This is a genomic window from Streptomyces sp. NPDC093064, from assembly GCF_044754605.1.
Lineage (GTDB): Bacteria > Actinomycetota > Actinomycetes > Streptomycetales > Streptomycetaceae > Streptomyces.
In genome coordinates, this window is the sequence record NZ_JBIVPK010000011.1 from 126,407 (window position 1) to 150,413 (window position 24,007).

The 24,007-nt window shown below is 72.8% G+C and carries 15 protein-coding genes and 1 tRNA gene; 9 read left to right on the top strand and 7 right to left on the bottom strand.

The features are described 5' to 3' along the window. Window positions 1-30: 30 nt before the first annotated feature. A complete protein-coding gene (gene glmU, locus ACIQFZ_RS16105) occupies window positions 31-1,479 on the bottom strand; it encodes a bifunctional UDP-N-acetylglucosamine diphosphorylase/glucosamine-1-phosphate N-acetyltransferase GlmU (RefSeq protein WP_365422604.1) in 1,449 nt (482 codons plus the stop codon). Window positions 1,480-1,607: 128 nt separating this feature from the next. Beyond that, window positions 1,608-1,680: transfer RNA gene (locus ACIQFZ_RS16110), tRNA-Gln, on the bottom strand. Between the two features lie 237 nt (window positions 1,681-1,917). Here ACIQFZ_RS16110 and ACIQFZ_RS16115 point away from each other — a divergent pair. Then, entirely contained in the window at window positions 1,918-3,291 is a 1,374-nt protein-coding gene (locus ACIQFZ_RS16115; RefSeq protein WP_402691476.1) for a sensor histidine kinase, read from the top strand. 63 nt (window positions 3,292-3,354) lie between these two features. On the opposite strand, the gene ACIQFZ_RS16120 is transcribed toward ACIQFZ_RS16115, so the two are convergent. Further along, entirely contained in the window at window positions 3,355-3,891 is a 537-nt protein-coding gene (locus ACIQFZ_RS16120) for an SUKH-3 domain-containing protein (RefSeq protein WP_365422610.1), read from the bottom strand. 108 nt (window positions 3,892-3,999) lie between these two features. Beyond that, entirely contained in the window at window positions 4,000-4,515 is a 516-nt protein-coding gene (locus ACIQFZ_RS16125; RefSeq protein ID WP_402691477.1) for a YwqJ-related putative deaminase, read from the bottom strand. Window positions 4,516-4,827: 312 nt separating this feature from the next. Between ACIQFZ_RS16125 and ACIQFZ_RS16130 the strand changes: the two genes are divergently transcribed. The 3 genes from ACIQFZ_RS16130 (at window position 4,828) to ACIQFZ_RS16140 (ending at window position 9,785) form a co-directional block, all read left to right on the top strand. Further along, window positions 4,828-5,847: an SMI1/KNR4 family protein gene (locus tag ACIQFZ_RS16130; RefSeq protein WP_365775604.1), complete on the top strand. Its 1,020-nt coding sequence runs from the start codon at window positions 4,828-4,830 to the stop codon at window positions 5,845-5,847. 8 nt (window positions 5,848-5,855) lie between these two features. Further along, window positions 5,856-8,729 (top strand): SUKH-4 family immunity protein, encoded by a 2,874-nt coding sequence (locus ACIQFZ_RS16135; protein WP_402691478.1) that lies wholly within the window; start codon window positions 5,856-5,858, stop codon window positions 8,727-8,729. Between the two features lie 168 nt (window positions 8,730-8,897). After that, window positions 8,898-9,785 carry a cellulose-binding protein gene (locus ACIQFZ_RS16140; protein ID WP_402691479.1) on the top strand — a complete coding sequence of 296 codons (888 nt, stop codon included), beginning with the start codon at window positions 8,898-8,900 and terminating at the stop codon, window positions 9,783-9,785. 19 nt (window positions 9,786-9,804) lie between these two features. Here the strand turns inward: ACIQFZ_RS16140 and ACIQFZ_RS16145 are convergent, their stop codons facing one another. Further along, window positions 9,805-11,298: an MFS transporter gene (locus ACIQFZ_RS16145; RefSeq protein ID WP_365775634.1), complete on the bottom strand. Its 1,494-nt coding sequence runs from the start codon at window positions 11,296-11,298 to the stop codon at window positions 9,805-9,807. Window positions 11,299-11,770: 472 nt separating this feature from the next. Between ACIQFZ_RS16145 and ACIQFZ_RS16150 the strand changes: the two genes are divergently transcribed. The 4 genes from ACIQFZ_RS16150 to ACIQFZ_RS16165 all read left to right on the top strand — a co-directional run bounded on the left by ACIQFZ_RS16150 (window position 11,771) and on the right by ACIQFZ_RS16165 (window position 19,810). Next, window positions 11,771-12,559 carry an ABC transporter ATP-binding protein gene (locus ACIQFZ_RS16150; protein WP_361411827.1) on the top strand — a complete coding sequence of 263 codons (789 nt, stop codon included), beginning with the start codon at window positions 11,771-11,773 and terminating at the stop codon, window positions 12,557-12,559. Next, complete coding sequence (locus ACIQFZ_RS16155; protein ID WP_402691480.1) at window positions 12,556-15,135, top strand: ABC transporter permease; 2,580 nt, start codon at window positions 12,556-12,558, stop codon at window positions 15,133-15,135. Before ACIQFZ_RS16150 ends, ACIQFZ_RS16155 begins: the two co-directional genes overlap by 4 nt. A 239-nt stretch (window positions 15,136-15,374) precedes the next feature. Then, entirely contained in the window at window positions 15,375-18,929 is a 3,555-nt protein-coding gene (gene mfd / locus ACIQFZ_RS16160; protein ID WP_402691481.1) for a transcription-repair coupling factor, read from the top strand. 164 nt (window positions 18,930-19,093) lie between these two features. Further along, window positions 19,094-19,810, top strand: coding sequence for an HNH endonuclease family protein (locus ACIQFZ_RS16165; RefSeq protein ID WP_365775635.1), 717 nt, complete (start codon window positions 19,094-19,096; stop codon window positions 19,808-19,810). 155 nt (window positions 19,811-19,965) lie between these two features. Here ACIQFZ_RS16165 and ACIQFZ_RS16170 read toward each other — a convergent pair whose 3' ends face one another. Continuing rightward, the gene (locus ACIQFZ_RS16170; protein WP_402691482.1) at window positions 19,966-20,748 is read right to left on the bottom strand and encodes a hypothetical protein; all 783 of its coding nucleotides are present in this window, start codon (window positions 20,746-20,748) and stop codon (window positions 19,966-19,968) included. 218 nt (window positions 20,749-20,966) lie between these two features. After that, the gene (locus ACIQFZ_RS16175) at window positions 20,967-21,434 is read right to left on the bottom strand and encodes a hypothetical protein (protein ID WP_365417136.1); all 468 of its coding nucleotides are present in this window, start codon (window positions 21,432-21,434) and stop codon (window positions 20,967-20,969) included. Between the two features lie 190 nt (window positions 21,435-21,624). Here ACIQFZ_RS16175 and ACIQFZ_RS16180 point away from each other — a divergent pair, with 190 nt between their 5' ends. Next, window positions 21,625-23,847: an N-6 DNA methylase gene (locus ACIQFZ_RS16180; protein WP_402691483.1), complete on the top strand. Its 2,223-nt coding sequence runs from the start codon at window positions 21,625-21,627 to the stop codon at window positions 23,845-23,847. Window positions 23,848-24,007: the final 160 nt, after the last annotated feature.

Sequence of the window (24,007 nt, forward strand, 5' to 3'; positions counted from 1 at the left end):
GTACGCCGTCTTTGGGGTGCCGGTTTCCGGTCAGGCTTCGCCCTCCGGCTGTCCGGAAACCGCCTCGGCCGCCTTCGCCGCCGCGCTTCCCGGGCGCTTGCGAGCCACCCAGCCCTCGATATTCCGCTGCTGACCACGGGCCACGGCCAGCGAACCGGGCGGCACGTTCTTCGTGATCACGGACCCGGCGGCGGTGTAGGCGCCGTCCCCGATCGTGACGGGAGCCACAAACATGTTGTCCGAACCGGTCTTGCAGTGCGAGCCGACCGTCGTGTGGTGCTTGCTCTCCCCGTCGTAGTTCACGAACACGCTTGCCGCGCCGATGTTCGTGTACTCGCCGATGGTGGCGTCACCGACGTACGACAGGTGGGGAACCTTGGTCCCCTCGCCGATCGAGGCGTTCTTCGTCTCGACGTACGTACCCACCTTGGACTTGGCCCCGAGCCGCGTGCCCGGCCGCAGGTACGCGTACGGCCCCACGGAGGCCTGCGGGCCCACCACGGCGCCGTCGGACACCGTGTTGTCCACCCGCGCCCCCGCGCCGACCCGGGTGTCCGTCAGCCGGCTGTTGGGGCCCACCTCGCAGCCCTCGCCGAGCCGGGTCGTCCCGTGCAGCTGCGTGCCCGGGTGCACGACGACGTCCTGTTCGAAGGTCACCGTCACGTCGATCCAGGTGGTCGCCGGGTCGACGACCGTGACACCCGAGAGCATCGCGTTCGTCAGCAGGCGGTCGTTGAGGGTCCGCCGCGCCTCGGCCAGCTGCACCCGGTTGTTGATCCCCGCGATCTCCCGGTGGTCGCCGGCCACGGAGGCACCGACCCGGTGCCCGGCCTCGCGCAGGATCCCGAGGACGTCGGTGAGGTACTCCTCGTGCTGGCTGTTGTTCGTCCGGACCTTGCCCAGCGCGTCGGCGAGCAGCCGCCCGTCGAACGCGAACACCCCGGAGTTGATCTCCCGGATCGCCCGCTGGGCCTCGCTGGCGTCCTTGTGCTCGACGATCGCGGTCACCGCGCCCGTGCCGGCGTCGCGGACGATCCGGCCGTAGCCGGTCGCGTCCGGCACCTCCGCACTGAGCACGGTGACGGCGTTGCCGTCCTCCTGGTGCGTGGTGGCGAGCCGCTGGAGGGTCTCACCGGTGAGGAGGGGAGTGTCGCCGCAGACGACGATCACGGTCCCCTCGACGGGCCCGCCGAGCTCCTCGAGGCCCATCCGGACCGCGTGCCCGGTGCCCTTCTGCTTCTCCTGCACGGCGGTGCGGACCCCGGAGTCGACCGCGGTCAGGTGCTCGGTCACCTGCTCCCGCGCGTGCCCGACCACGACGACGAGGTTCTCCGGCTTCAACTCACGTGCGGCGGCGAGCACATGGCCCACCAGTGACCGGCCGCAGATCTCATGCAGGACCTTCGGTGTGGCCGACTTCATACGGGTGCCCTCACCCGCTGCGAGAACGACGACGGCTGCCGGGCGAATGGCGCTCACGGGATGCCCTTCGGCTGTGGATGGGTGGGGGTGGACATCCGCAGGATACCGGGGTGGTTGTGAGGAGATATGAGAGCGGGTCCCGACCCGTGGGGGCGGGACCCGGACCGGGACCGTGTGTGCCGCAGCTCCCCCGCAAGGATTCGAACCTTGTCCTGCTGGTACCAAAAACCAGTGTGCTGCCAGTTACACCACGGGGGACAGCGCTTCAGACCTTACCGGAGACGTGCCCGGGTCCGGGCCACGATTCCGTCCCGCCGGCCCTCGGAACTGGCCCACGAGCCGGAGGGAATGTCCGCTTCCGATCTCGAACGGGGCTTGGTTCGGCAGTTCGAGGGATACCGGCCGGTTTCGCTGTTATTCGATTACGGAGTGTGCTGGGGTCCGGTACCCGGAACTCACCGGAAATGCCCCGGCCGGCGCCCGTAGGCTGGAGCCATGACCACGACGGGGGAAGACCACGAGGCGGTCCCGACCGGGCCGTGGTGGTGGACGCGCCGGCGCAGCGCCGCGCTCGACGGGGGGCTGGCGCTGGTGTCCGCGCTGGAGTGCGGGGCCGAGGGCGTGCCGTTCGCCCGGGACGCGGGGATTCCGGCGTCTCTGGGGATCGTCTTCGGGGTGCTGGCGGGGTCCGTTCTGCTCATCCGGCGGCGGTGGCCGATCGCCGTCGTGCTGGTGGCGATCGCCATCACGCCGGCCCAGATGGGCTTCCTGATGGGCATCGTCGGGCTGTACACCCTGGCCTCGTGCGAGTTGCCACGCAGGGTGATCGCCGCGCTGGCCGGGATGTCTCTGGTCGGGACGATGATCGTGACGTTCGTGCGAGTGCGCCAGGACATGGCGCGCGGGGATCTGACCCTCGGCAACTGGTTCGTGCCGTTCGCCGCGGTGACCACCTCGCTCGGGCTGACGGCCCCTCCCCTTCTTCTCGGCCTGTACGTCGGGGCCCGGCGGCGGCTGATGGAGAGCCTGCGGGAGCGGGCGGACAGTCTCGAACGGGAGTTGCAGCTGCTCGCGGAGCGGGCGGAGGAGCGGGCCGAGTGGGCCCGCAACGAGGAGCGGACCCGGATCGCGCGGGAGATGCACGACGTGGTCGCGCACCGGGTGAGTCTGATGGTGGTCCATGCCGCCGCGTTGCAGGCCGTGGCCCGCAAGGATCCGGAGAAGGCGGTGAAGAACGCGGCCCTGGTGGGGGACATGGGGCGACAGGCGCTGACCGAGCTGCGGGAGATGCTCGGGGTGCTGCGCAGTACGGAGGGGTCCGCCCAGGCCCAGGCTCAGCCCCCGCCCCGGCCTCAGACCCAGGCGCAGACGGAGCTGTCGGAGCAGGGTGTGCCCGGTGCGCCGGACGCCGTGCCGCTCGCCGCGGTGGGGGCCGCCGCGGCGGCCGCGGCCTCCCGGGCCGCCGGCGGCGCGCTCGAGGGGCCGTGCCTGTCGGAGCTGGACGAACTGGTCGGGCAGTCGGCGGCCGCCGGAATGGCCGTGGACCTGTCGGTGCAGGGCGCGGTCCGCCCGTACGCGGCGGAGGTCGAGCAGACGGCGTACCGCGTGGTGCAGGAGGCGCTGACGAACGTCCACAAGCACGCGGCGGGGGCGAAGACGTACGTGCGGCTGGCGCACCGGTCGGCGGAGATCGCGATGCAGGTGGAGAACGAGCCGCCGCCCGAGCCCGCGTCGGCGTCGGCGGGGCTGCCGTCGGGCGGGAACGGACTGCTCGGGATGCGGGAGCGGGTCGTCGCGCTGGGCGGTGTCTTCGTGTCGGGACCGACGGACGCGGGAGGCTTCCGCGTGTCGGCGGTGATTCCGGCGTAGCGGCGCTTCCGCCCGGTGCGCGGTGGGTCCCGCCCACGGCGGGCCGGTGAGTCGTACGGGTGTTCAGCCCGTGGTGAGCCGTACGGGTTCCGTGCCGGAGATGAGCGCCGACAGGGCCTGGTCGACGTCGGGTCCGAGGTACCAGTCGCCGGTGTGGTCGAGGGCGTAGACGCGGCCCTCGGTGTCGATGGCGAGCAGGGACCGGCTGTCGGTCTCGGCGCCCAGCGGGCAGACCTCGGTGTCCAGGGCGCGGCCGAGGTCGCCGAGGGTGCGGGCCAGGTGGAGGCCGTGCAGCGGGTCCAGGTCGAGGGCGGCGGGGGCGATCCTGCGGCCGGGCCCGGTGGGCGAGACGCGCAGGCCGCCGAATTCCGCCCAGGCCTCGACGGCGGCGGGGAACACGGCGTGGTGGTGGCCGGCGGGCGAGAGGTGTTCGCGCAGGGCGTCGGCCCATCCCTCGGCCTGCTTTATGTCCCACCGTCCCGGTTGCCAGCCGGCGGCGCGCAGCGCGGCGTCGACGGGTGCGGCGAAGCGAGCCGGGGTTCCCCCCTGCCCAGGGGGAGGAGTCGAGGGCTTGGGGAAGGAGACGTGGTCGGCGTGCATCTGCCCTTCGTTCGTGGATCGTGCCGCGGCGGGTGGCGCCGTGGCGGGCGGTGCGGTCGTGGGGGGTGTCGCGGCGGCCGCGGTCGGGGGGTCTCGTGGCCGGGCGGGTCAGGCCTTCCCGGCGGTGGGATCGACGATGCGGACGCCGAAGTGGGCGCTGAGCGCGGTGCAGGCCCGGCAGGGGCCGGCGAAGCCGCCGTGCAGGGGGTCGCCGTCCTCGCGGATGCGCCGGGTGGTGAGTTTGGCGTGTTTCAGGCTCTTGCGGGCCTCGCCGTTGCTCATGGGTTTGCGGGAGGCACGTTTACTCCGGGCGGCGTCGGCGGCGGTGATGTGCCGGGAGATCAGGACGGTCTCGGCGCAGCGGCCGGTGAAGCGGTCCCGCTGGGCGCTGGTGAGGGCGTCGAGGAAGTCCTGGACGAGGGGGTGCAGGGCGGGCGGCTCCTCGCCTCGGGCGGCGGTGCCGGTGAGCGTGGCGCCGCGCACGGAGAGGGCGGCGGCGATCGTCGGGAGAATGCCGTCGCGGCGGTGGCGGAGCGCGGGCGCGGGTGGTGTCTCGGCGCTGCTCCAGCCGACTCTGGGGTCGCCGGAGGCGCTCGTGTGCGGTCCCGTCTGCGTCGCGTTCATGATCGTTTTTCCCTCCCGTGCATCCCCCGGAAACTCACAGAGTGCCAAATGCCGTGCCCGCTGCGGAAGCTGGGGCGGTGTGACACACCCCGTCCGGGGCAGTGCGTCACTGGAGGGTGACGGCTGGTCACGGCGGGGCCGGGCCGGCGGGTGGCGGCCCGGTGACCGGTGACGTCGTACCGCATAGGCTGTCGGCACGCCGCGATGCGCGCGGTGGACGCGTTGGAGAGAAGTAGGGATACGGGCCTCGGCGGGGCGGAGCAGCGAGCCGGTCGCCGTGGGCCGTACAGAGTGCCGCAGGGGGCAACAGCCATGACGACAGGTCGGCTCGGGCTTGGGGTACCACCCGGCCGCCAGGCTGGGGGACAGGCCGCGCCGCCGAACGCGGCCTATGCCGGGCAGGTCGTGCACTTTCCGGATCCGGTCCGGGCCGCACGTCACCCCAGAGGGGTGCGGGTGGACGACCGCGGTTTCCCCGACTTCTCGCCGTACGCGCGGGCCGCGGTGGAGATCGCGGAGCCGCCGCAGGGGTTCGGGGTCGACGAACTGCGGCTGACGGATTACGTGTCCGCGAACGCGGCGATGGCGGCGTCGGGGCACGAGCTGTGGGACACGGTGCCGAACGTGGCGACCCCGCACGGCTGGACCTGGCACCACGTGGCCGGCTCCCGGCGCCTGGAACTGGTCCCGGTGGAGGTGAAGGCGCTGCTGCGCCACCACGGCGGGATCGCGACCGCGAACGTCGACCAGGGCAAGCGGGGCACCCGCCCGTTGCAGGAGACGCGGCCGGCGCACTTCCGGCTGCCGAAGTCGGGTGCCGCGGTGTCGGAGCAGCAGGTGCAGGGGGTCGAGGAGGACCTCGGGTACCGGCTGCCGGGCCCCTACCGCTCCTTCCTGAAGGCCGCGGGCGGCTGCGCGCCCGTCGGGACGGCCCTGGACGCGGAGTTGGGACTGCTGGTCGACCAGCCGTTCTTCACGGTCCGCGAAGAAGCGGCGGTCAACGACCTGGTGTACGTCAACAAGTGCCTGCGCGACCATCTGACCAAGGACTACCTGGCCGTCGGCTTCGTCCAGGGCGGACTGCTCGCCGTGAAGGTGAAGGGCGAGCGGGCCGGTTCGGTGTGGTTCTGCGCGTACGACGACGCACGGGACGTGGATCCGTCCTGGCCGCAGGCGGAGCGGGTGCAGCGGCTGCTGCTGTCGTGCGGTGAGGACTTCGACGCGTTCCTGTCCCGGCTGGCGGGTTCGCCGCCGGAGCTGGAGACGGTGGCGAACCTGATGGTGGACGGCGGTTTCGTCCGTGCCGTGGCCGTCTCGTCGGTGGGGGAGTGAGTCGAGCGATGGTGACGTTCGCGCAGGCGCAGGAGCGCGCCGAGGAGTGGATCAACGGAGATGTGCCCGCGTACCAGCACCGCGAGGTGCGGGTACGGGAGTTCGAGCTGGGCTTCGTGGTGTGGGCCGAGGACCGTGAGGGCGGCCCGCGCCTGGACGGGGGCGCGCAGCGGCTGGTGATCGCCCGGGACAGCGGGGAGGCCACGCTGTGGCCCGCGCTGCCGGTGGGCGAGGTGGTCCGCCGGTACGAGGAGGAGTACGGCCGGGTCGAGCCGACCGCCGGCGCGGCCCCGGTGCCCCCGGCGCGGGTGGACCTGAATCAGACGTCCTTCCTGCTGAGCCCGCCGGAGTGGCTTCAGGAGGCGGCGGACCGGATGGGCATTCCGGACCGGCGCGGTGACTCGGGCACGGGTGGCGGTGCGGCTGCCGCCGCCGCGTCGGCGGAGGCGGCCGGGAGCGGTGCGCTTCCCCAGACGCAGGCCGGGGTGCCGCTGGGCGCGTCCGCGGACGCGGGTGTGCCGGGTGCGCCGGCCGGGGCGACCCCGTGGGCGGGTACGGACACCAACGCCGACACCGGGGACGACCGTTCCGTACCGCTGCCGGCGACCGTGTTCGCGCCGCCGCTGAGCGGCTCCGACGACGACACCCCGCCGCCCGCCGCCCCGCCGGACGCCAAGACGGCGCTGATGGCGGGCGGCAGCGCGCTCCCGCGCACGGCGTTCTCACCGGCGGTCGACGATCCCAACGGGCCGGTTCCGCCGGGTACTTCGCCTGCCCCGGGTGCGGGGTACGGGTATCCGCAGGGGCCGGGTGGACCGGGCGGCCCGGGGGCTCCGGGTACGCCGCCTCCGCCGTCGCTGCCGGGTGTGCCGCAGGGCAGTACGCCTCCGCCGCCGTCCGGGCCGGTGGGTGATGCCGGGTACGGGCATCCGGGTGGTCCGGTGGCCCCTGGTACTCCGCCGCCGGTGCCGGGTGCGCAGGTGCCGGGCGGTGCCGGTCACGGGCGGCCGCTCGCGCCCAACGCCGGTGACATCGCCGACGCCGCGACCAGCAAGGCGGCGCCTCCGCCGCGCCGCGGGGGCGGTTCGACCACGCCTCCGCCGCCCGGTGCTCCGGGCACTCCGGGCGCGCGGCCGGGTGGTCCGTCCACGCCTCCCCCTCCGGGCGCCGCGGGCGGTTACGTGCCGACCCAGATGGTGTCGTCGCTCGGCCCCGACGGGCCCGAGGGCCTCACCGGTCCGGGCGCGCCCGGCGGTACGCCCCCGGGCGGCGTCCACCACGCCGCCACGATGCTCGCCGACCCCGGCCAGACCGGCGGGGGCGCCCCGCACCCGCCGACTCCGCCCGGCGCTCCGGGTGCTCCGGGTGCACCGGGTGCGCCCAAGCCGCCGGGTGCCGCCGGCGCGCCGCAGCCGCCGACGCCCCCTGGCACTCCGGGTGCTCCTGGCGCCCCCGGTGTTCCTCCGGGTGCCCCTGGCATGCCCGGCGCCCCGGGCGCCCCTGGCGCGCCTGGCGCTCCGGGAGCCGTGCACCACGCGGAGACGATGCTGGCCGCGCCCCCCTCGGGTGGCCCCCACACGCCTCCGCCCCCCTCGGGCGCGCTCGGCGCCCCGGGCGGCCCTGGTGTGCCTGGTATGCCTCCGGGCACCCCGCCGCCCATGCCGCCGGGCGCGGTACCGCCGCCGGGCGCGTCGCCCATGCCCGGTCAGGCAGTGCCTGGTCAGCCGCCCATGCCCGGTCAGGCAGTGCCTGGTCAGCCGCCCGTTCCGGGGCGGGCGATGCCTGGTCAGCCGCCCGTTCCGGGGCAGGCGATGCCCGGTCAGCCGCCGGTCCCTGGCCAGGCGATGCCCGGTCAGCCGCCCGTTCCCGGGCAGCATCCCCCGGCCTACGGCTACCCCCAGCAGGGGCAGCCGACCGTCGGGCCCGGCTACCAGGCCGTGTTGCGCTACCGCGCGCACGACGGTTCCGAGCAGCAGCTGATCCGGCGCTCCGCGCCCGGCACGCCGCACCCGGAGTGGCAGATCTTCCACGAGCTGCGGGCCATGAACGTGCCGCCGGACCGGGTCCTGGAGCTGCACACGGAGCTGGAGTCCTGCGAGTTGCCCGGCGCTTACTGCGCGCGGATGATTCGTGAGCAGTGGCCGCAGGCCCGCATCGCGTCCATCGCCCCGTACGGCACCGACCACGCGAGCCGTCAGCAGGGCATGCAGCAACTGCTCGCTCATCAGGGTGAGTTGCACCAGGTGGCGGACGGTCCGGCCCGTCCGGGACCGGTTCGCGCACCGCTGCCGCCGGTGCAGCCGGTGCCGCCGATTCCCCCGGAGGGGATCGCGCAGGAGCTCGCCGCGGCGTTCGGGCCGGGTGTCTTCCGGTTCGAGCAGGCGGCGGTCTCCCGGCAGGGCGTACCGCCGGTCGTGGCGCACACGCTGGTGGTGGCGGGTCTGCCCATGGACATGGGGCCGTTCTTCTGGGCGCAGGCCCAACCGGGCCGCCCGGTGCCGACGCTGGCGGAGCTGGCGGCCGAGCGCGGGGTGCAGCCGGCCTCGGACGCGGGTTCCTACCTCGTCATGGGCAGCGACTTCGGCAAGGCGATCTGCGTGCAGTACGGCACGGCGAACATCGTGGCGGTGCCCGTGGAGGCGGGTCCGGGCGGTGCGCCCGTGGCGCCGCAGTTCGTGAACACCGGTCTGCCGGAGTTCGCGCGCTGCCTGGCGCTGCTCGGCCGGATGTGGCGGCTGCGGTTCGGCCTGAACCAGGAGCAGGCGGGCCGCTGGACCGTCGACTTCCAGGCGCAGTTGGCCGCGCTCGACCCGGCGGCGCTCGGTTCGCCCGAGAGCTGGTGGTCGGTGCTGCTGGAGCAGATGTGGGACGGACTCCTGTGAGCGTGTGAGCGTTCGGCTCAGAGGGCCGGGCCCGGTCGTGTGACCGGGCCCGGCCCTTTTGTGTTCGAGGCCGACCGACGCTTCCGCCCGGAGTGTCGCGTTATGAACATTTCCGCCCAATCCCTCAAGATGTGCGCGAAATCACCGACGGCGGGAGAGGGGTCCAGGATGGGCAGCGCACCGATGTCGCTCCACGGCTTCGTGGTCGTACGGGGAGGCGGCTACCGCCCCGATCAGGTGAAGGCCTTCGCAGACGCCCTCTCCGACGACCGGGACGCCGGCTGGGAGCGGGCCGCCCGGCTGACCGTCCTGGCCAGGAACATGGAGGAGGAACTCGCGGCCCTGCGGGAGAGGGTCGCGCGACTCGGCGAGCAGACCTACGAGTCGCTGGGCGAGGGCGCCCGGCGGCTGTACGAGCTGGGGCTGGACGAGGCGCGTACGCTCCGGGAGCGGGCGCGGCAGGAGGCGGACGAACTGCTGGAGACGGCGCGGACGCACGCGGACGGCGTGCTCCAGGACGCGCGGGCGCACGCCGACGCGGTACGCGCCGAGGCCGACGAACGGGCCCGGCAGCGGCTGCTCGCGGCCCAGGCGGAGGCCGACGACATCCGGATCTCCGTGCGGCGCGAGATGAAGGAGTCCCGTGGCGAGGCGCTGGCGGCGCTGCGGGAGATGCGGCAGCGCACGTCCGGGATGCTCGCCGAGCAGTCCCGCGAACAGGCGGAGGCGCTGGTCGACGCGGAGCAGGAGGCGACGGACCGTCAGACCGCGCTGGAGGTGGACCACATCGAGCGGGTGGCGGCCGCCGAGAGGGCGCTGTCCGAGGCGGAGCAGGCTCTCGCCGACGCGCGGGAGGAGGCCGGGCGGGAACCGGAGGAGGCACGCGCGCGGGCGGCGGAGCTGCTGGCCGGGGCGCGGCTGCGCGCGGACCGGATCGCCCACGAGACCGAGCGGGTACTGCGCGAGCACGGCGAGGTGTGGGACGACGTACGGGTCCAGATGGACACCGTGCAGGACAGCATCACGGCACTGAAGGAAGGAGCGTGGGCCGAGTAGCGCCCCGCGGCCGGCCGCCTCAATCCTTCAGTACCGGGAAGCGGCGCGGCGCCAGTACCAGCAGCACTGTGAACGCCAGCGCCGCCGCGCACCCCGCTCCCATGTACACCGCGTGGACCGCGTCCGCGATGGCCCGCCGTGTGGCCTCCGGCGCCGTGCCCGAACTCAGCGCCCGCGTCACCGAGTCCAGGTCGCTCGCGCCGCCGAGGCGCGTGGCCAGCACCCCGTTGGCGACCGCGCCGAAGACGGACGCGCCGAGCGTCTGGCCGGTCTGGCGGCAGAACAGGATGGAGGCGGTGGCGGTGCCCCGCTCCGACCACCCCACCGTCGACTGGACGCCCACGATGAGGGGGAGCTGGAACAGGCCGAGGGCCGCGCCCAGCACCAGCATCAGCGCGGCGGGCTGCCAGGCCGCGCCGGGGTAGGGCAGGAAGGGGAAGGCGAACAGGGTCAGCGCCGCCGCGCCGATGCCGAGCAAGGCGGTGTTGCGGAAGCCGATCCGCCGGTAGACGTGCTGGCTGAGCGCGGCCGACACCGGCCAGCTCAAGGTCCAGACCGACAGGACGAATCCGGCGGCCACCGGCGCCAGGCCGAGCACCGACTGGGCGTACGTGGGCAGGAAGACCGTCGGCGCGACCATCAGCAACCCCAGTGCGCCCAGGGCGAGATTCACCGCGGCGATCGTACGGCGGCGCCACACCCAGCCCGGGAGGATCGGCTCGGCCGCCCGCCGCTCGATCACCACCACCGCGGCGGCCAGCGCCAACCCCGTACCGAACAGGGCGAGCGACGGCGCCGACAGCCACGGCCACGCCACCCCGCCCTGCACCACCGCGGTGAGCAGGGCACCCGCGCACGCGAACACCGCCAGCGCGCCCGCCCAGTCGACGCGCGGGCGCGACCGCCGCTCCCACTCGGGCTCGCGCAGGTGGCGGACGATCAGCCACAGGGCGACGGCGCCGATCGGAAGGTTGACCAGGAAGATCCAGCGCCAGTCGGCGTAGGCGGCCAGGACGCCGCCCAGGGCCGGTCCGGCGATCGCCGATACCGCCCACACGGTGGAGAGTTTCGCCTGGATCTTCGGACGCTGCTCCAGCGGGTACAGGTCGGCGGCGAGTGTCTGGACCGTGCCCTGCAACGCCCCGCCGCCCAGGCCCTGGACGACGCGGAAGGCGATCAGCGCGCCCATGCTCCAGGCGCCGGCGCACAGCAGGGAGCCGACGAGGAAGACGATCGCGCCCGCGACGAGCACCGGTTTGCGGCCGAAGGTGTCGGACAGCTTGCCGTAGACGGGCAGAGTCACCGTCACGGCCAGCAGATAGCCCGAGAACAGCCACGAGAACACGGAGAAGCCGCCCAGGTCCCCGACGATCTGCGGCACGGCCGTCGACACGATCGTCGAGTCGAGGGCGGCCAGTGCCATGGCCAGCATGAGCGCGGCGACGACCGCGCCCCGCCGGTCGGTCGCGCCGGGTCGAGCGGCCTGCCGTGTCGCGGGTTCGGTGCTGCCCACTCCGGATCCTTTCCCCCTGCATCCATCTGCCTCGGACAGCTTCCCACTTGACCTTCACGTAGCGGGAGGGCGGAGGCTGAGGGGGCCGGGAGGCGGAGGCGACCCTGAGAGCGTGTCCACCCATGGGGGGAGGCCCCCTAGGGGAAGCTCCGTACCCGGGGTCGGGGAGGGTTCGTACCGACGGAGGACGAGCGGGGACGGGGACGGTCCTTAACCTGGTTTTACGCCGACGGGGGCGGTACGCCGGAGCGGTGGGGGTGGGGTTTTCCCCCGGAGAAGACTGCGCTGAGCACCAGCGCGCCGGACACCCCCCGTCGACCAGACTCGACGGCGTACCGCAGCGCACGACGTACACGCACCGACTCGATCCGTCGAACGCGGCTCACCACCGCGATCCACCACCGCGATTCACCAGCAGACGCCACTCGCCACCAGACGCGTTTCACCACCAGACCGACATAGGAGACTTGACGTGACAACGGCTGTGACCATTCCCAGGCACGGGGGTACTGGAGGGACTACGGCCGTCGCCGCTCGGGCGCGGCAGGTCGTGAAGGCGTACGGGGCCGGGGAGACCCGTGTCGTCGCCCTCGACCACGTCGACGTGGACATCGCCCGCGGCCGGTTCACCGCGATCATGGGCCCCTCGGGCTCCGGCAAGTCCACGCTGATGCACTGCCTCGCCGGTCTCGACACCGTGACGAGCGGCCAGATCTTCCTGGACGAGACCGAGATCACCGGGCTGAAGGACAAGAAGCTCACACAGCTGCGCCGGGACCGTATCGGCTTCATCTTCCAGGCGTTCAACCTGCTGCCCACGCTGAACGCGCTCGAGAACATCACCCTGCCCATGGACATCGCCGGCCGCAAGCCGGACCGGAAGTGGCTGGAGCAGGTGGTGGAGACCGTGGGCCTCGCGGGACGGCTCAGGCACCGGCCCAACCAGCTCTCCGGCGGCCAGCAGCAGCGCGTCGCCGTGGCCCGGGCCCTGGCCGCCCGGCCCGAGATCATCTTCGGTGACGAGCCGACCGGCAACCTGGACTCCCGCGCGGGCGCCGAGGTGCTGGGCTTCCTGCGCCGGTCCGTGGACGACCTCGGCCAGACGATCGTGATGGTCACGCACGACCCGGTGGCCGCCTCCTATGCCGACCGCGTGCTGTACCTCGCCGACGGCCGGATCGTCGACGAGATGAACCAGCCGACGGCCGATCAGGTCCTGGACCGCATGAAGGACTTCGACGCCCGGGGGCGTACGTCATGACCGTCCTGAAGACCTCCCTGCGCAACTTCTTCGCGCACAAGGGACGTATGGCGCTGTCGGCCGTCGCCGTGCTGCTGTCGGTGGCCTTCGTGTGCGGCACGCTCGTGTTCACCGACACCATGAACACCACGTTCGACAAGCTGTTCCAGGCGACCGCCTCGGACGTGACGGTGAGTGCCAAGACCTCGTCCGACACCGGTGAGACCACCTCCCGGACCGGCAAGCCGCCGGTCATGCCGGCCTCCGTGCTCGGCGAGGTGCGCCGGGCCCAGGGTGTGGGGGCCGCCGAGGGGACGGTGTTCTCCACCTCGGTGACCGTCGTCGACGCCGACAAGGACAAGCTGTCGCCCAGCAGCGGCGCGCCCACCATCGTCGGCAACTGGAACGACAACGACTCCCGCACCATGAAGATCACCTCAGGTGCGGCGCCCAAGGGCTCGGACCAGGTGATGGTCGACGCCGACACCGCCGACAAGCACCACCTGAAGCTGGGCGACGAGATCGGTGTGATCACCGCGGTCGGCACCCACCGCGCGCACGTGTCCGGCATCGCCGCCTTCACCGTCACCAACCCCGGCGCGGCGATCTTCTACCTGGACACCAGGACCGCCCAGCAGACCCTGGTCGGCCGGACCGACGTGTACACGAACGTCAACGTCACGGCCGCCAAGGGCGTCACCGACGAGCAGCTGAAGAAGAACGTGGCCTCCGCGCTCGGCGCCGGCTACAAGGTGCAGACCGCCAAGGAGGTCGCCGACGCCAACCAGAAGGACATCGAGAGCTTCCTGAACGTGATGAAGTACGGGATGCTCGGCTTCGCCGGAATCGCCTTCCTGGTCGGCATCTTCCTGATCATCAACACCTTCTCGATGCTGGTCGCCCAGCGCACCCGGGAGATCGGCCTGATGCGCGCCATCGGCTCCTCCCGCCGCCAGGTCAACCGGTCCGTGCTGGTCGAGGCGCTGCTGCTGGGCGTGGTCGGCTCCGTGCTCGGTGTCGGGGCGGGCGTCGGCATCGCGGTCGGCCTGATGAAGCTCATGAGCCAGATGGGCATGCACCTGTCCACCGACGACCTCACGGTCGCCTGGACCACCCCCGTGATCGGCCTGGTCCTCGGCGTGGTCGTCACGGTCCTCGCCGCCTACCTGCCCGCCCGGCGGGCCGGCAAGGTCTCCCCGATGGCCGCCCTGCGCGAGGCGGGGACCCCGGCCGACGGCAGGGCCGGGACCGTACGGGCCGTCGTCGGCCTGGTCCTCACCGGCGCCGGCGCCGCGAGCCTGTACGCCGCCGCCGGCGCCGACAAGGCCACTCAGGGCTCGGCGTGGCTGGGTCTGGGCGTGGTGCTCACCCTGATCGGCCTCGTCGTCGTCGGTCCGCTGCTCGTGGGCGGCCTGGTCCGCGTGCTCAGCGCGGTCCTGCTGCGGATCTTCGGCCCGATCGGGCGGATGGCCGAGCGCAACGCGCTGCGCAACCCGCGCCGCACCGGCGCCACCGGCGCCGCGCTGATGATCGGCCTGGCCCTGGTGGCCTGCCTGTCGGTGGTCGGCTCCTCGATGGTCGCCTCCGCCACCGACCAGCTCGACAAGACCGTCGGCACGGACTTCATCATCCAGAGCGACAACGGCGAGGTCATCACCCCGCAGGCGGTGAAGGCCGTGAAGGACGCCCCGGGGCTGGAGCGGGTCACCGAGTACAAGCTCGTGGACGTCTCCCTGACCACGCCGGACGGCCGTACCTCGAAGAACGAGATGATCAACGCGGCCGACCCGACGTACGCCCAGGACCTGCGCACCAAGACGGTCTCCGGCACGCTCGCCGACGCCTACGGGCCCGACTCGATGTCCGTCCCCGAGGGCTTCGCCAAGAAGCACGGCATCAAGCAGGGGTCCACGGTCGGGGTCGGGTTCAGGGGCGGCAGGACGGCCGAGCTCACGGTCCGCGCGATCACCAGCGACGACGGCATGATCGACAACGGCGCGATGTACGTCTCGATCGCCACGGTCGGAAAGTACCTGCCGGCCGACCGGATGCCGCTCGACCTGCTGCTCTTCGCCACCGCCAAGGACGGGCAGGAGACCGCCGCGTACCAGGCGCTCAAGTCCGCGCTGCACGACTACCCGCAGTACACCGTCCGCGACCAGACCGACTACAAGGAGGAGCTGCAGAACCAGATCGGCCAGCTGCTCAACATGGTCTACGCCCTGCTCGCCCTGGCGATCATCGTCGCCGTCCTGGGCGTGGTGAACACCCTGGCGCTGTCGGTGGTCGAGCGGACGAGGGAGATCGGCCTGATGCGGGCGATCGGCCTCTCCCGCCGCCAGCTGCGCCGCATGATCCGCCTGGAGTCCGTGGTGATCGCCCTGTTCGGCGCGCTGCTCGGCCTGGGTCTTGGCATGGGCTGGGGCGCGACCGCCCAGAAGCTCCTCGCCCTGGAGGGCCTGAAGGTCCTGGAGATCCCCTGGATCACGATCGCCGGAGTCTTCATCGGCTCGGCCTTCGTGGGCCTGTTCGCCGCCCTGATCCCGGCCTTCCGGGCGGGCCGGATGAACGTTCTGAACGCGATCGCGACGGAGTAGCGAGCGCGACGCGACCCTTCCGTGGACGGGGGCCGCGGTGGAGCCCGGTGCCGGGAAGTCAGGGGGACTTCCCGGCACCGGGCTTGTGCAGGAAGGGGCGGCGGGGGCGCGACCGAGGTTGTCCACAGCCCCCGCGGCCCGCCTGCCCGGCGGCGTACGCTGAAGGAATCCCCGGCCCGCGCACGAGTCGGGATCTTCGCGTTGCCCACCTTCGGACGGATTCGGACGGAAAGCCCCCCATGAGCCTGCACGGTCTGCTCGACGCCGTCGTCAAGGACCCAGCCCTCGCGGAAGCGATCACCGCGGCGGCGGACGGCAACCGCATGCACGTCGACCTCGTCGGTCCCCCCGCCGCCCGCCCCTTCACCGTCGCCGCCCTGGCCCGTGAGGCCGCCCGTCCCGTGCTCGCGGTGACGGCGACCGGCCGCGAGGCCGAGGATCTGGTCGCGTCCCTGCGCTCGCTGCTGCCGGCGGAGGGCGTCGTGGAGTACCCCTCCTGGGAGACGCTGCCGCACGAGCGGCTCAGCCCGCGCAGCGACACCGTGGGCCGCCGCCTGGCCGTACTGCGCCGCCTGGCCCACCCGAACCCCGACGATCCGGAGACCGGCCCGGTCTCCGTCGTCGTCGCACCCGTGCGCTCGGTGCTCCAGCCGCAGGTCAAGGGCCTGGGCGACCTGGTGCCTGTATCCCTGCGAACGGGGCAGACGGCGGACCTGAACAACGTGGTGGACGACCTCGCCGCCGCCGCGTACTCCCGCGTGGAACTGGTGGAGAAGCGTGGCGAGTTCGCCGTGCGCGGCGGCATCCTCGACGTGTTCCCGCCCACCGAGGAACACCCCCTGCGCATCGAGTTCTGGGGCGACGACGTCGAGGAGATCCGGTACTTCAAGGTCGCCGACCAGCGCTCCCTGGAGGTCGCCGAGCACGGACTGTGGGCCCCGCCCTGCCGTGAGCTGCTGCTCACCGAGGACGTACGCACGCGGGCGCGTGCACTCGCCGAGCGGCACCCGGAGCTCGGCGAGCTGCTCGGCAAGATCGCCGAGGGCATCGCGGTGGAGGGCATGGAGTCCCTGGCGCCGGTCCTCGTCGACGACATGGAGCTGCTGCTCGACGTGCTGCCCAAGGGCGCCATGACCGTGGTGTGCGACCCGGAGCGGGTGCGCACGCGCGCGGCGGACCTGGTGGCGACCTCCCACGAGTTCCTCCAGGCGTCCTGGGCGGCCTCGGCCGGCGGCGGCGAGGCGCCCATCGACCTCGGCGCGGCCTCCCTGTGGTCGATCGCGGACGTCCGGGACCGGGCGCGCGATCTGGACATGATGTGGTGGTCGGTGTCGCCGTTCGCCGCGGACGAGACGGCGTACGACGGGGACGGGGACACGCTCAAGCTGGGCATGCACGCACCCGAGACGTACCGCGGGGACATCGCGAAGGCGCTCGCCGACACCAAGGGCTGGCTCGCGGACGGCTGGCGCGCGGTGTTCGTCACCGAGGGCCACGGCCCGGCCTCGCGCACCGTCGAGGTGCTGGGCGGGGAGGGCATCGCGGCCCGCCTCGACGTGGACCTCGGGCAGGTGTCCCCGTCGGTCGTGCACGTCGCCTGCGGCGGCATCGACCACGGCTTCCTCGACGCCGCGCTGAAGCTGGCCGTGCTCACCGAGACCGACCTGACCGGCCAGAAGACGGCCGGCCGGGACGGCGCGCGGATGCCGGTGCGGCGGCGCAAGACCATCGACCCGCTGAGCCTGGAGACGGGCGACTACATCGTCCACGAGCAGCACGGCGTGGGCCGCTACATCGAGATGGTGCAGCGCACGGTGCAGGGCGCGACCCGCGAGTACCTGGTGGTGGAGTACGCCCCGGCCAAGCGCGGCCAGCCCGGCGACCGGCTGTACATCCCCACCGACCAGCTGGAGCAGATCACCAAGTACGGCGGCGGCGAGGCACCCACGCTGCACAGGCTCGGCGGCGCCGACTGGACGAAGACCAAGGCGCGGGCGAAGAAGGCGGTCAAGGAGATCGCCGCCGACCTGATCAAGCTCTACAGCGCGCGGATGGCGGCGCCCGGGCACGCCTTCGGCACGGACACGCCGTGGCAGCGCGAGCTGGAGGACGCCTTCCCGTACGCGGAGACCCCGGATCAGCTGACCACGATCGCCGAGGTCAAGGAGGACATGGAGAAGTCGGTCCCGATGGACCGCCTGATCTGCGGCGACGTCGGCTACGGCAAGACGGAGATCGCGGTTCGCGCCGCCTTCAAGGCCGTGCAGGACGGCAAGCAGGTCGCGGTCCTGGTCCCGACGACACTGCTGGTGCAGCAGCACTTCGGCACGTTCTCCGAGCGGTACGCGCAGTTCCCGGTGAACGTCCGAGCGCTCTCCCGCTTCCAGACCGACACCGAGGCGAAGGCGGTCGTGGAGGGCCTCGGGGACGGCGCGGTGGACATCGTCATCGGCACCCACCGCCTGTTCTCCTCGGAGACGAAGTTCAAGGACCTCGGCCTGGTCATCGTCGACGAGGAGCAGCGCTTCGGCGTCGAGCACAAGGAGCAGTTGAAGAAGCTCCGCGCGAACGTCGACGTCCTGACGATGTCGGCGACCCCGATCCCGCGCACCCTGGAGATGGCGGTGACCGGCATCCGGGAGATGTCGACGATCACCACGCCGCCCGAGGAGCGGCACCCGGTGCTGACGTTCGTCGGGCCGTACGAGGAGAAGCAGATCGGCGCGGCGATCCGCCGCGAACTCCTGCGCGAGGGCCAGGTCTTCTACATCCACAACCGGGTGGAGTCCATCGACCGCGCCGCGGCCCGGCTGCGGGAGATCGTCCCCGAGGCGCGCATCGCCACCGCCCACGGCCAGATGTCGGAGACGGCCCTGGAGCAGGTCGTCGTCGACTTCTGGGAGAAGAAGTTCGACGTGCTGGTCTCCACGACGATCGTCGAGTCCGGCATCGACATCTCCAACGCCAACACCCTGATCGTGGAGCGCGGCGACAACTTCGGCCTGTCCCAGCTGCACCAGTTGCGCGGCCGGGTGGGCCGTGGCCGCGAGCGCGGCTACGCCTACTTCCTGTACCCGCCGGAGAAGCCGCTGACGGAGACGGCGCACGAGCGCCTGGCGACCATCGCGCAGCACACCGAGATGGGCGCCGGCATGTACGTGGCGATGAAGGACCTGGAGATCCGCGGCGCGGGAAACCTGCTGGGCGGCGAGCAGTCCGGGCACATCGCGGGTGTCGGCTTCGACCTCTACGTCCGCATGGTCGGGGAGGCGGTCGCGGACTACCGGCGGCAGTTGGAGGCAGGGGAGCCCTCGGCGGGAGGGGCGGAGGAGCCGCCGCTCGAAGTCAAGATCGAGCTGCCGGTCGACGCGCACGTCCCGCACGACTACGCGCCCGGCGAGCGGCTGCGCCTCCAGGCCTACCGGTCCATCGCCTCCGCGAACTCCGAGGAGGACATCAAGGCCGTCCGCGAGGAACTCACCGACCGCTACGGCAAGTTGCCCGAACCGGTGGAGAACCTGCTGCTGGTGGCCGGGCTGCGCATGCTCGCCCGGGCGTGCGGTGTCGGCGAGATCGTCCTCCAGGGCAACAACATCCGCTTCGCCCCGGTGGATCTGCGCGAGTCGCAGGAGCTGCGCGTCAAGCGCCTCTACCCGGGCTCGGTGATCAAGCCGGCCGTCCACCAGGTCCTCGTACCCCGCCCCAAGACCGCGAAGATCGGCGGCAAGCCGCTGGTCGGCCGTGAACTGCTGGGCTGGGTGGGGGAGTTCCTGGCGTCCATCCTGGGGTCGTAGCCCGCGCGTCTTTGGGGTCGCGGAGGGTGCGCGGTCCGCGCGTTCGCCCCCCGTGACCCCAGTACCCCCCGGGTGGCCTGGGCGTATTCCCCGCTACGGTGGGCACCAGGTGAAGAACGCCCGAACCAGGGGCGGGACCAGGCAGGTTAGGGGAGGGGCGCAGCGTGACGCGTCTGAGGGGCGGGGCGGTTGCGGCTGCCGTCGTGGCACTGTTCGTGACCGGATGCACGGAGCAGTTGGACGGTGGCGCGAGCGGACCGGAGCCGGTGAAGACCGGCGGCGAGGCGCTCGCCGCCGCCGAGTCGCTGACCGTCAAGGGGCGGTCGCCGAAGACCGGTTACGTCCGGGAGAAGTTCGGCACCGCCTGGGCGGACACCGACTCCAACGGCTGCCCCACCCGCGACGACATCCTCAAACGGGACCTGAAGCAGGTGCGGTTCACCGACGGGGACTGCAAGGTGTCGTACGGCGTGCTGGAGCGGGACCCGTACTCCGACAAGAAGATCGTCTACCGGCGTGGGCGCAGCCAGGTCGACATAGACCATGTCGTCGCCCTCTCGGACGCCTGGCAGAAGGGCGCCGCGTACTGGGACGCGAGCAAGCGCATAGCGCTCGCCAACGACCCGCTCAACCTGATAGCCGTGGACGCGAGCGCCAACCGCTCCAAGGGCGACGGCGACGCGGCGACGTGGCTGCCGCCCGCCAAGGCCTACCGGTGCACGTACGTCGCCGCGCAGGTCGCGGTGAAGAAGAAGTACCAACTGTGGGTCACCGCGGCCGAGAAGACCGCGATGAAGACGGTCCTGTCCACCTGCCCGAACCAGAAGCTGCCCTCCGGCGGCAACCCGACGAAGGCACCGGAGCGGTTCCACGCCCGCTGAGAAGCGGTCGGCGTCGCCGCCACGCGCCGTGACCTGACGCCCTGTGGCCGGGGAGGCGGGTGTTCCTCCCCGGCCGGGGCGGCGGTCCGTGCCCGCTCCCCCCAGAGGGGTGACGGACCGCCGGAGGGGTGGTCGGGTGGGGCGCCGTTCGGGCGTCAGAGCTTGTCGAGGTCCAGGACGTCCTTGTCGGCGGGCGGCACCGCCGGGACCGGCTTGCCGTAGTCCGTGAAGGAGATGTCCTCCGGCTGCTTCGCCGTGGTGTTCTCGATCCGGAGCAGGTACGGCTTGCCCTCGGTGGCGACGTAGAGGGTGTAGCGGTCCTTGCCCTCGGCCTCGGTGAGGGTGAACGCGGGGGTGCCGTCGAGGGTCGTCGCCGTGCCCTTGCGGGCCGCCGAGCGGGTGTCGTCGAAGTCGGCGAGCAGCTTGTCGAGGTCGCAGAAGTCGGCCATGTCCTTGGCGTCGTCGCTGTCGGCGCCGGTCTTCACCCAGCGGTCGGCGAGCATGTCCACCACACCGTCGACCTCGGACTTGGACTGCCCCTTGCCCTCGGAGCGCAGGTACGGCTCGTCGAACTTCATGTAGACGGTGTCGTCGGTCCTGATGAGGCCGACCTCGCCCTCGCCGTACATGCCCAGGGTCCCGGCGCAGTGCCCCTCGCGGTCCAGGGCCAGGTCCAGTTCGATGGTGCCCTCGTCGTCGGGGACGCTGCCCTTCAGGGTGAGGGAGGTGGCGCTCCGGGTGGCCTTGAGCGCCCTGTCGACGATCTCCTGCCCGGACAGGTCGGCGAACGGGGCGCGTTCGGCCGTGGCGCCGGCGGATTGGTGTGCCTTGCCCTTGGCGTCGCCGCCCGCCGCGTCCGGCTTCTCGGAGCCGCACGCGGTGAGCGCGAGCGAGGCGGTGACGGCGGTCAGGCAGAGTGCGGCGGCGGTGTGACGCATGAGGGTCCCCCGAGGGAGTCGTGAGGTGGGTGAGCGGCTGCCGTGTCGTGGTGACGGCACGGGCAGGGGGCGGTGGTGCGGCGGGGAGCGCCGGGGAGCGCCGGGGACCGGGGGTCCGGTGTGGTGCGGTGCGGCACCGGGTGTGGGGCCCCGGTGCTGGAGGGGGAAGCAGGGGATGAAAGGGGCGCGGCGCGGGGCGCGGGCCCGGTCCGCCGGCTTTAGAAGTTGCCGTTGCCGAGCAGTTCGCCGTCGGCGTCGTAGATCGTGACGAGGCCGTTCTTGCTGTGCTTCCAGTCCGCGAAGGCGGAGGCGATCAGCTTGGCGGGACCCGTTCCCTTGCCCATCAGGCCGCCGGTGAAGTCGGTGTGGACGTCGACGCTGTCGAGGATGTCGTTCTGCTCGTCGGCGCCCTGGACCTTGGTGACGTGGGCGACGGCCTCCTTCTCCTTCGCGGTGCCGTTCTTGTTCACGAAGGCCTTGAACTGGTCCGCCTGGGAGCCCTTGGCGGCGTCGGACTGCTTGTCCTTGGCGCCGCCCTTGCCGGAGGTGCCGCCGCTGGCCCCGTCGGCCGCCGCCGAGCTGGACGAGCCGCTCTTGGAGTCGCCGGTGTCCGCGCTGCACGACACCGCGCCGATGATCGCGAGACCCACGGCGGCACCCAGCGCGAGCTTCGTCTTCATGCCCATGAGAAATCCCTCCCCAGGATGGCGGCCGCCGATCCGGCGGCCGCTCGTTCCGATGGGTCAATCAGAGCAGGCGTTGTGAACCGAGTCAACACGACATCTTTCGATTCATCGGTTCACCTCGTGAAGGGGGCTTTCGGGTGTCCTTGGGTATGCTCGACGTCACAGAGCCATCACGAGGGGAGTCGCGCGGGTGCAGGACAACGCCACCGAGGTGACCGCCGCCGGAATCGCACGCCTCGCGGGGGTCGGCCGGGCCGCCGTCAGCAACTGGCGCCGCCGCCACATCGACTTCCCCCGGCCCGTCGGCGGCACCGAGGCGAGCCCTGCCTTCGCGCTCGCCGAGGTCGAGGAGTGGCTGCGCAAGCAGGGCAAACTCGCCGAGGTCCCGCTCCGCGAACGGGTCTGGCAGCAGCTCGCCGGACACCCCGCCGGCCCCGTCACCGCCCTCGTCCACGCGGGCTGCGCCCTGCTCCTGATCCGCGACCGGCCCACCGAATGGCTGAAGCTGAGCGGCCTGACCGACGCGCGTCTGGCGGAGCTGCTGCCCGCCCAGCTCGCCAAGGCCCTCACTCGGCGGTTCGATTCACAGACCGCTGTGAACAGCGAGGGTGCCACCGCCGCCCCGGTCGATGCCGGCCACAGTTCACAGGCGGCTGTGAACGCCGACGGCGTTCCCTCCGCCGCCGCACCCGGTTCCGGCCCGGTGCCGGCCCCCGCCGGCCACACCGGCCACGCGGCCCTGACCCCGCCCGGCCCCGCCGAACTGGCCGCCTCCGTGCCGCTGCTGAGGGGCGTCGGCGAACTCGCCGTCGAACTCGGCACCCGCCGCGCCTTCGAGTTCCTGCTCGGACGGCAGCTCGACGCCAACCCCCGCCAGTACACGCTCACTCCGGCCGGGCCCGCCGCCCTGATGGCCGAACTCGCCGGCCGGCCCCGTACGGTGCTCGACCCCGCCGCCGGCACCGGCGCCCTGCTCGGCGCGCTCGGCTCGCCGACCGTCGTGTACGCGCAGGACGCCGCCCCCGACCTCGCCGCCCTCACCGCGCTGCGGCTCGCCCTGAGTACCGACGCCGAGGTGCACGCGCGCGTCGGCGACACCCTGCGCGCCGACGCCTTCCCCGGCCTCGCCGTGGACGCGGTGCTGTGCCATCCGCCGTTCAACGAGCGCAACTGGGGCCATGACGAACTCGCCTACGACCCGCGCTGGGAGTACGGCTTCCCCGCCCGCACCGAATCCGAGCTGGCCTGGGTCCAGCACGCCCTCGCCCACCTGCGCGACGGCGGCACCGCCGTCCTGCTGATGCCGCCCGCCGCCGCGTCCCGCCGCTCCGGCCGCCGCATCCGCGCCGACCTGCTGCGCCGCGGCGCCCTGCGCGCCGTGATCGCACTGCCCGCCGGATCGGCGCCCCCGTACAACATCCCGCTGCACCTGTGGGTGCTGCGCCGCCCCGCCGCCGGAGCCCAGCCCTCGCCGCCCGAACTGCTGCTCGTGGACTCGGCGGACGCCGCCGACGGGCGCGCCCGCGGCGACTGGCAGGCCGTGCGCTCCGCCGTCCTCGACGCCTGGCGGCCCTTCGACCGCACCGGCACGGCCGACGAGCAGCCGGGGCTCAGCCGCTGCGTACCGGTGATCGACCTCCTCGACGACGACGTCGACCTCGCCCCCGCCCGCCATCTGCCGCTCCCGGCCGACGGCGGAGCCGAGCAACTGGCCGACGTCGGCGCACGCCTGGGCGACACCCTGCGGCTCGCCGCCGCCCTCGCCCCACCGCCGCCCGCCACCGGGGCGCCGCCGGCGCGCTGGCCGCTGACCAGCGTCGGTGAACTCGCCCGCGCCGGAGCCCTGGTCCTGCGCACCTCCGGCAGCTCCGGTCCCACGGCGGCGTCACACTCCCGTACCCCGGCCGCCGGCCGGCCGGCCCGCGCGGGCGTCCCCGTCCTCACCGACCACGACGTCCTCGCTGCCGCCGCGCCGTCCGGGGTGCTGCCCGACGGGGAGCCGGCCGAGGACATCGTGCTCACCGAAGCCGGCGACGTCGTCGTCCCCGTCCTCGGCGGGGGACGCGTCGCCCGCGTCGTCGACGAGCGCACGGCCGGGGCCGCGCTCGGCCGCAACCTCACCCTGCTGCGCCCCGACCCGGCCGCGCTCGACCCGTGGTTCCTCGCCGGATTCCTGCGCGGCACCGCCAACAACCGCCAGGCCAGCAGCTACGCGTCCACCGCGACCCGGCTCGACGTGCGCAGGCTCCAACTCCCGCGGATCCCGCTGGAGCAGCAGCGGACCTACGGCGAACGGTTCCGCGGGCTGGCCGCCTTCGAGGACGCCCTGCGACTGGCCGGACACCTCGGCGAGCAACTCGTGCGGGGCATGTACGACGGACTGACCGACGGGACGGTCCAGCCCGGCGGCTGACGGACCGGCGGCCGAGCGGGCAGCGTGGCGGGACGGGGCTGGTCGGTGCGGCGGGAACGGGAGACGGCAACGGTTCGGTACATCCCAAGCCGGTTGTCCGGGTGGACCGATACCCTCGGAACACGCTCGGAACACCCTTGGTTCCGCACCGTACGCAACG

Coding starts and splice junctions, on each gene's coding strand:
- ACIQFZ_RS16115 (WP_402691476.1), top strand. CDS start 1,918: ATGACCACGACGGGGGAAGACCACGAGGCGGTCCCGACCGGGCCGTGG.
- ACIQFZ_RS16120 (WP_365422610.1), bottom strand. CDS start 3,891: ATGCACGCCGACCACGTCTCCTTCCCCAAGCCCTCGACTCCTCCCCCT.
- ACIQFZ_RS16125 (WP_402691477.1), bottom strand. CDS start 4,515: ATGAACGCGACGCAGACGGGACCGCACACGAGCGCCTCCGGCGACCCC.
- ACIQFZ_RS16130 (WP_365775604.1), top strand. CDS start 4,828: ATGACGACAGGTCGGCTCGGGCTTGGGGTACCACCCGGCCGCCAGGCT.
- ACIQFZ_RS16135 (WP_402691478.1), top strand. CDS start 5,856: ATGGTGACGTTCGCGCAGGCGCAGGAGCGCGCCGAGGAGTGGATCAAC.
- ACIQFZ_RS16140 (WP_402691479.1), top strand. CDS start 8,898: ATGGGCAGCGCACCGATGTCGCTCCACGGCTTCGTGGTCGTACGGGGA.
- ACIQFZ_RS16155 (WP_402691480.1), top strand. CDS start 12,556: ATGACCGTCCTGAAGACCTCCCTGCGCAACTTCTTCGCGCACAAGGGA.
- mfd (WP_402691481.1), top strand. CDS start 15,375: ATGAGCCTGCACGGTCTGCTCGACGCCGTCGTCAAGGACCCAGCCCTC.
- ACIQFZ_RS16170 (WP_402691482.1), bottom strand. CDS start 20,748: ATGCGTCACACCGCCGCCGCACTCTGCCTGACCGCCGTCACCGCCTCG.
- ACIQFZ_RS16175 (WP_365417136.1), bottom strand. CDS start 21,434: ATGGGCATGAAGACGAAGCTCGCGCTGGGTGCCGCCGTGGGTCTCGCG.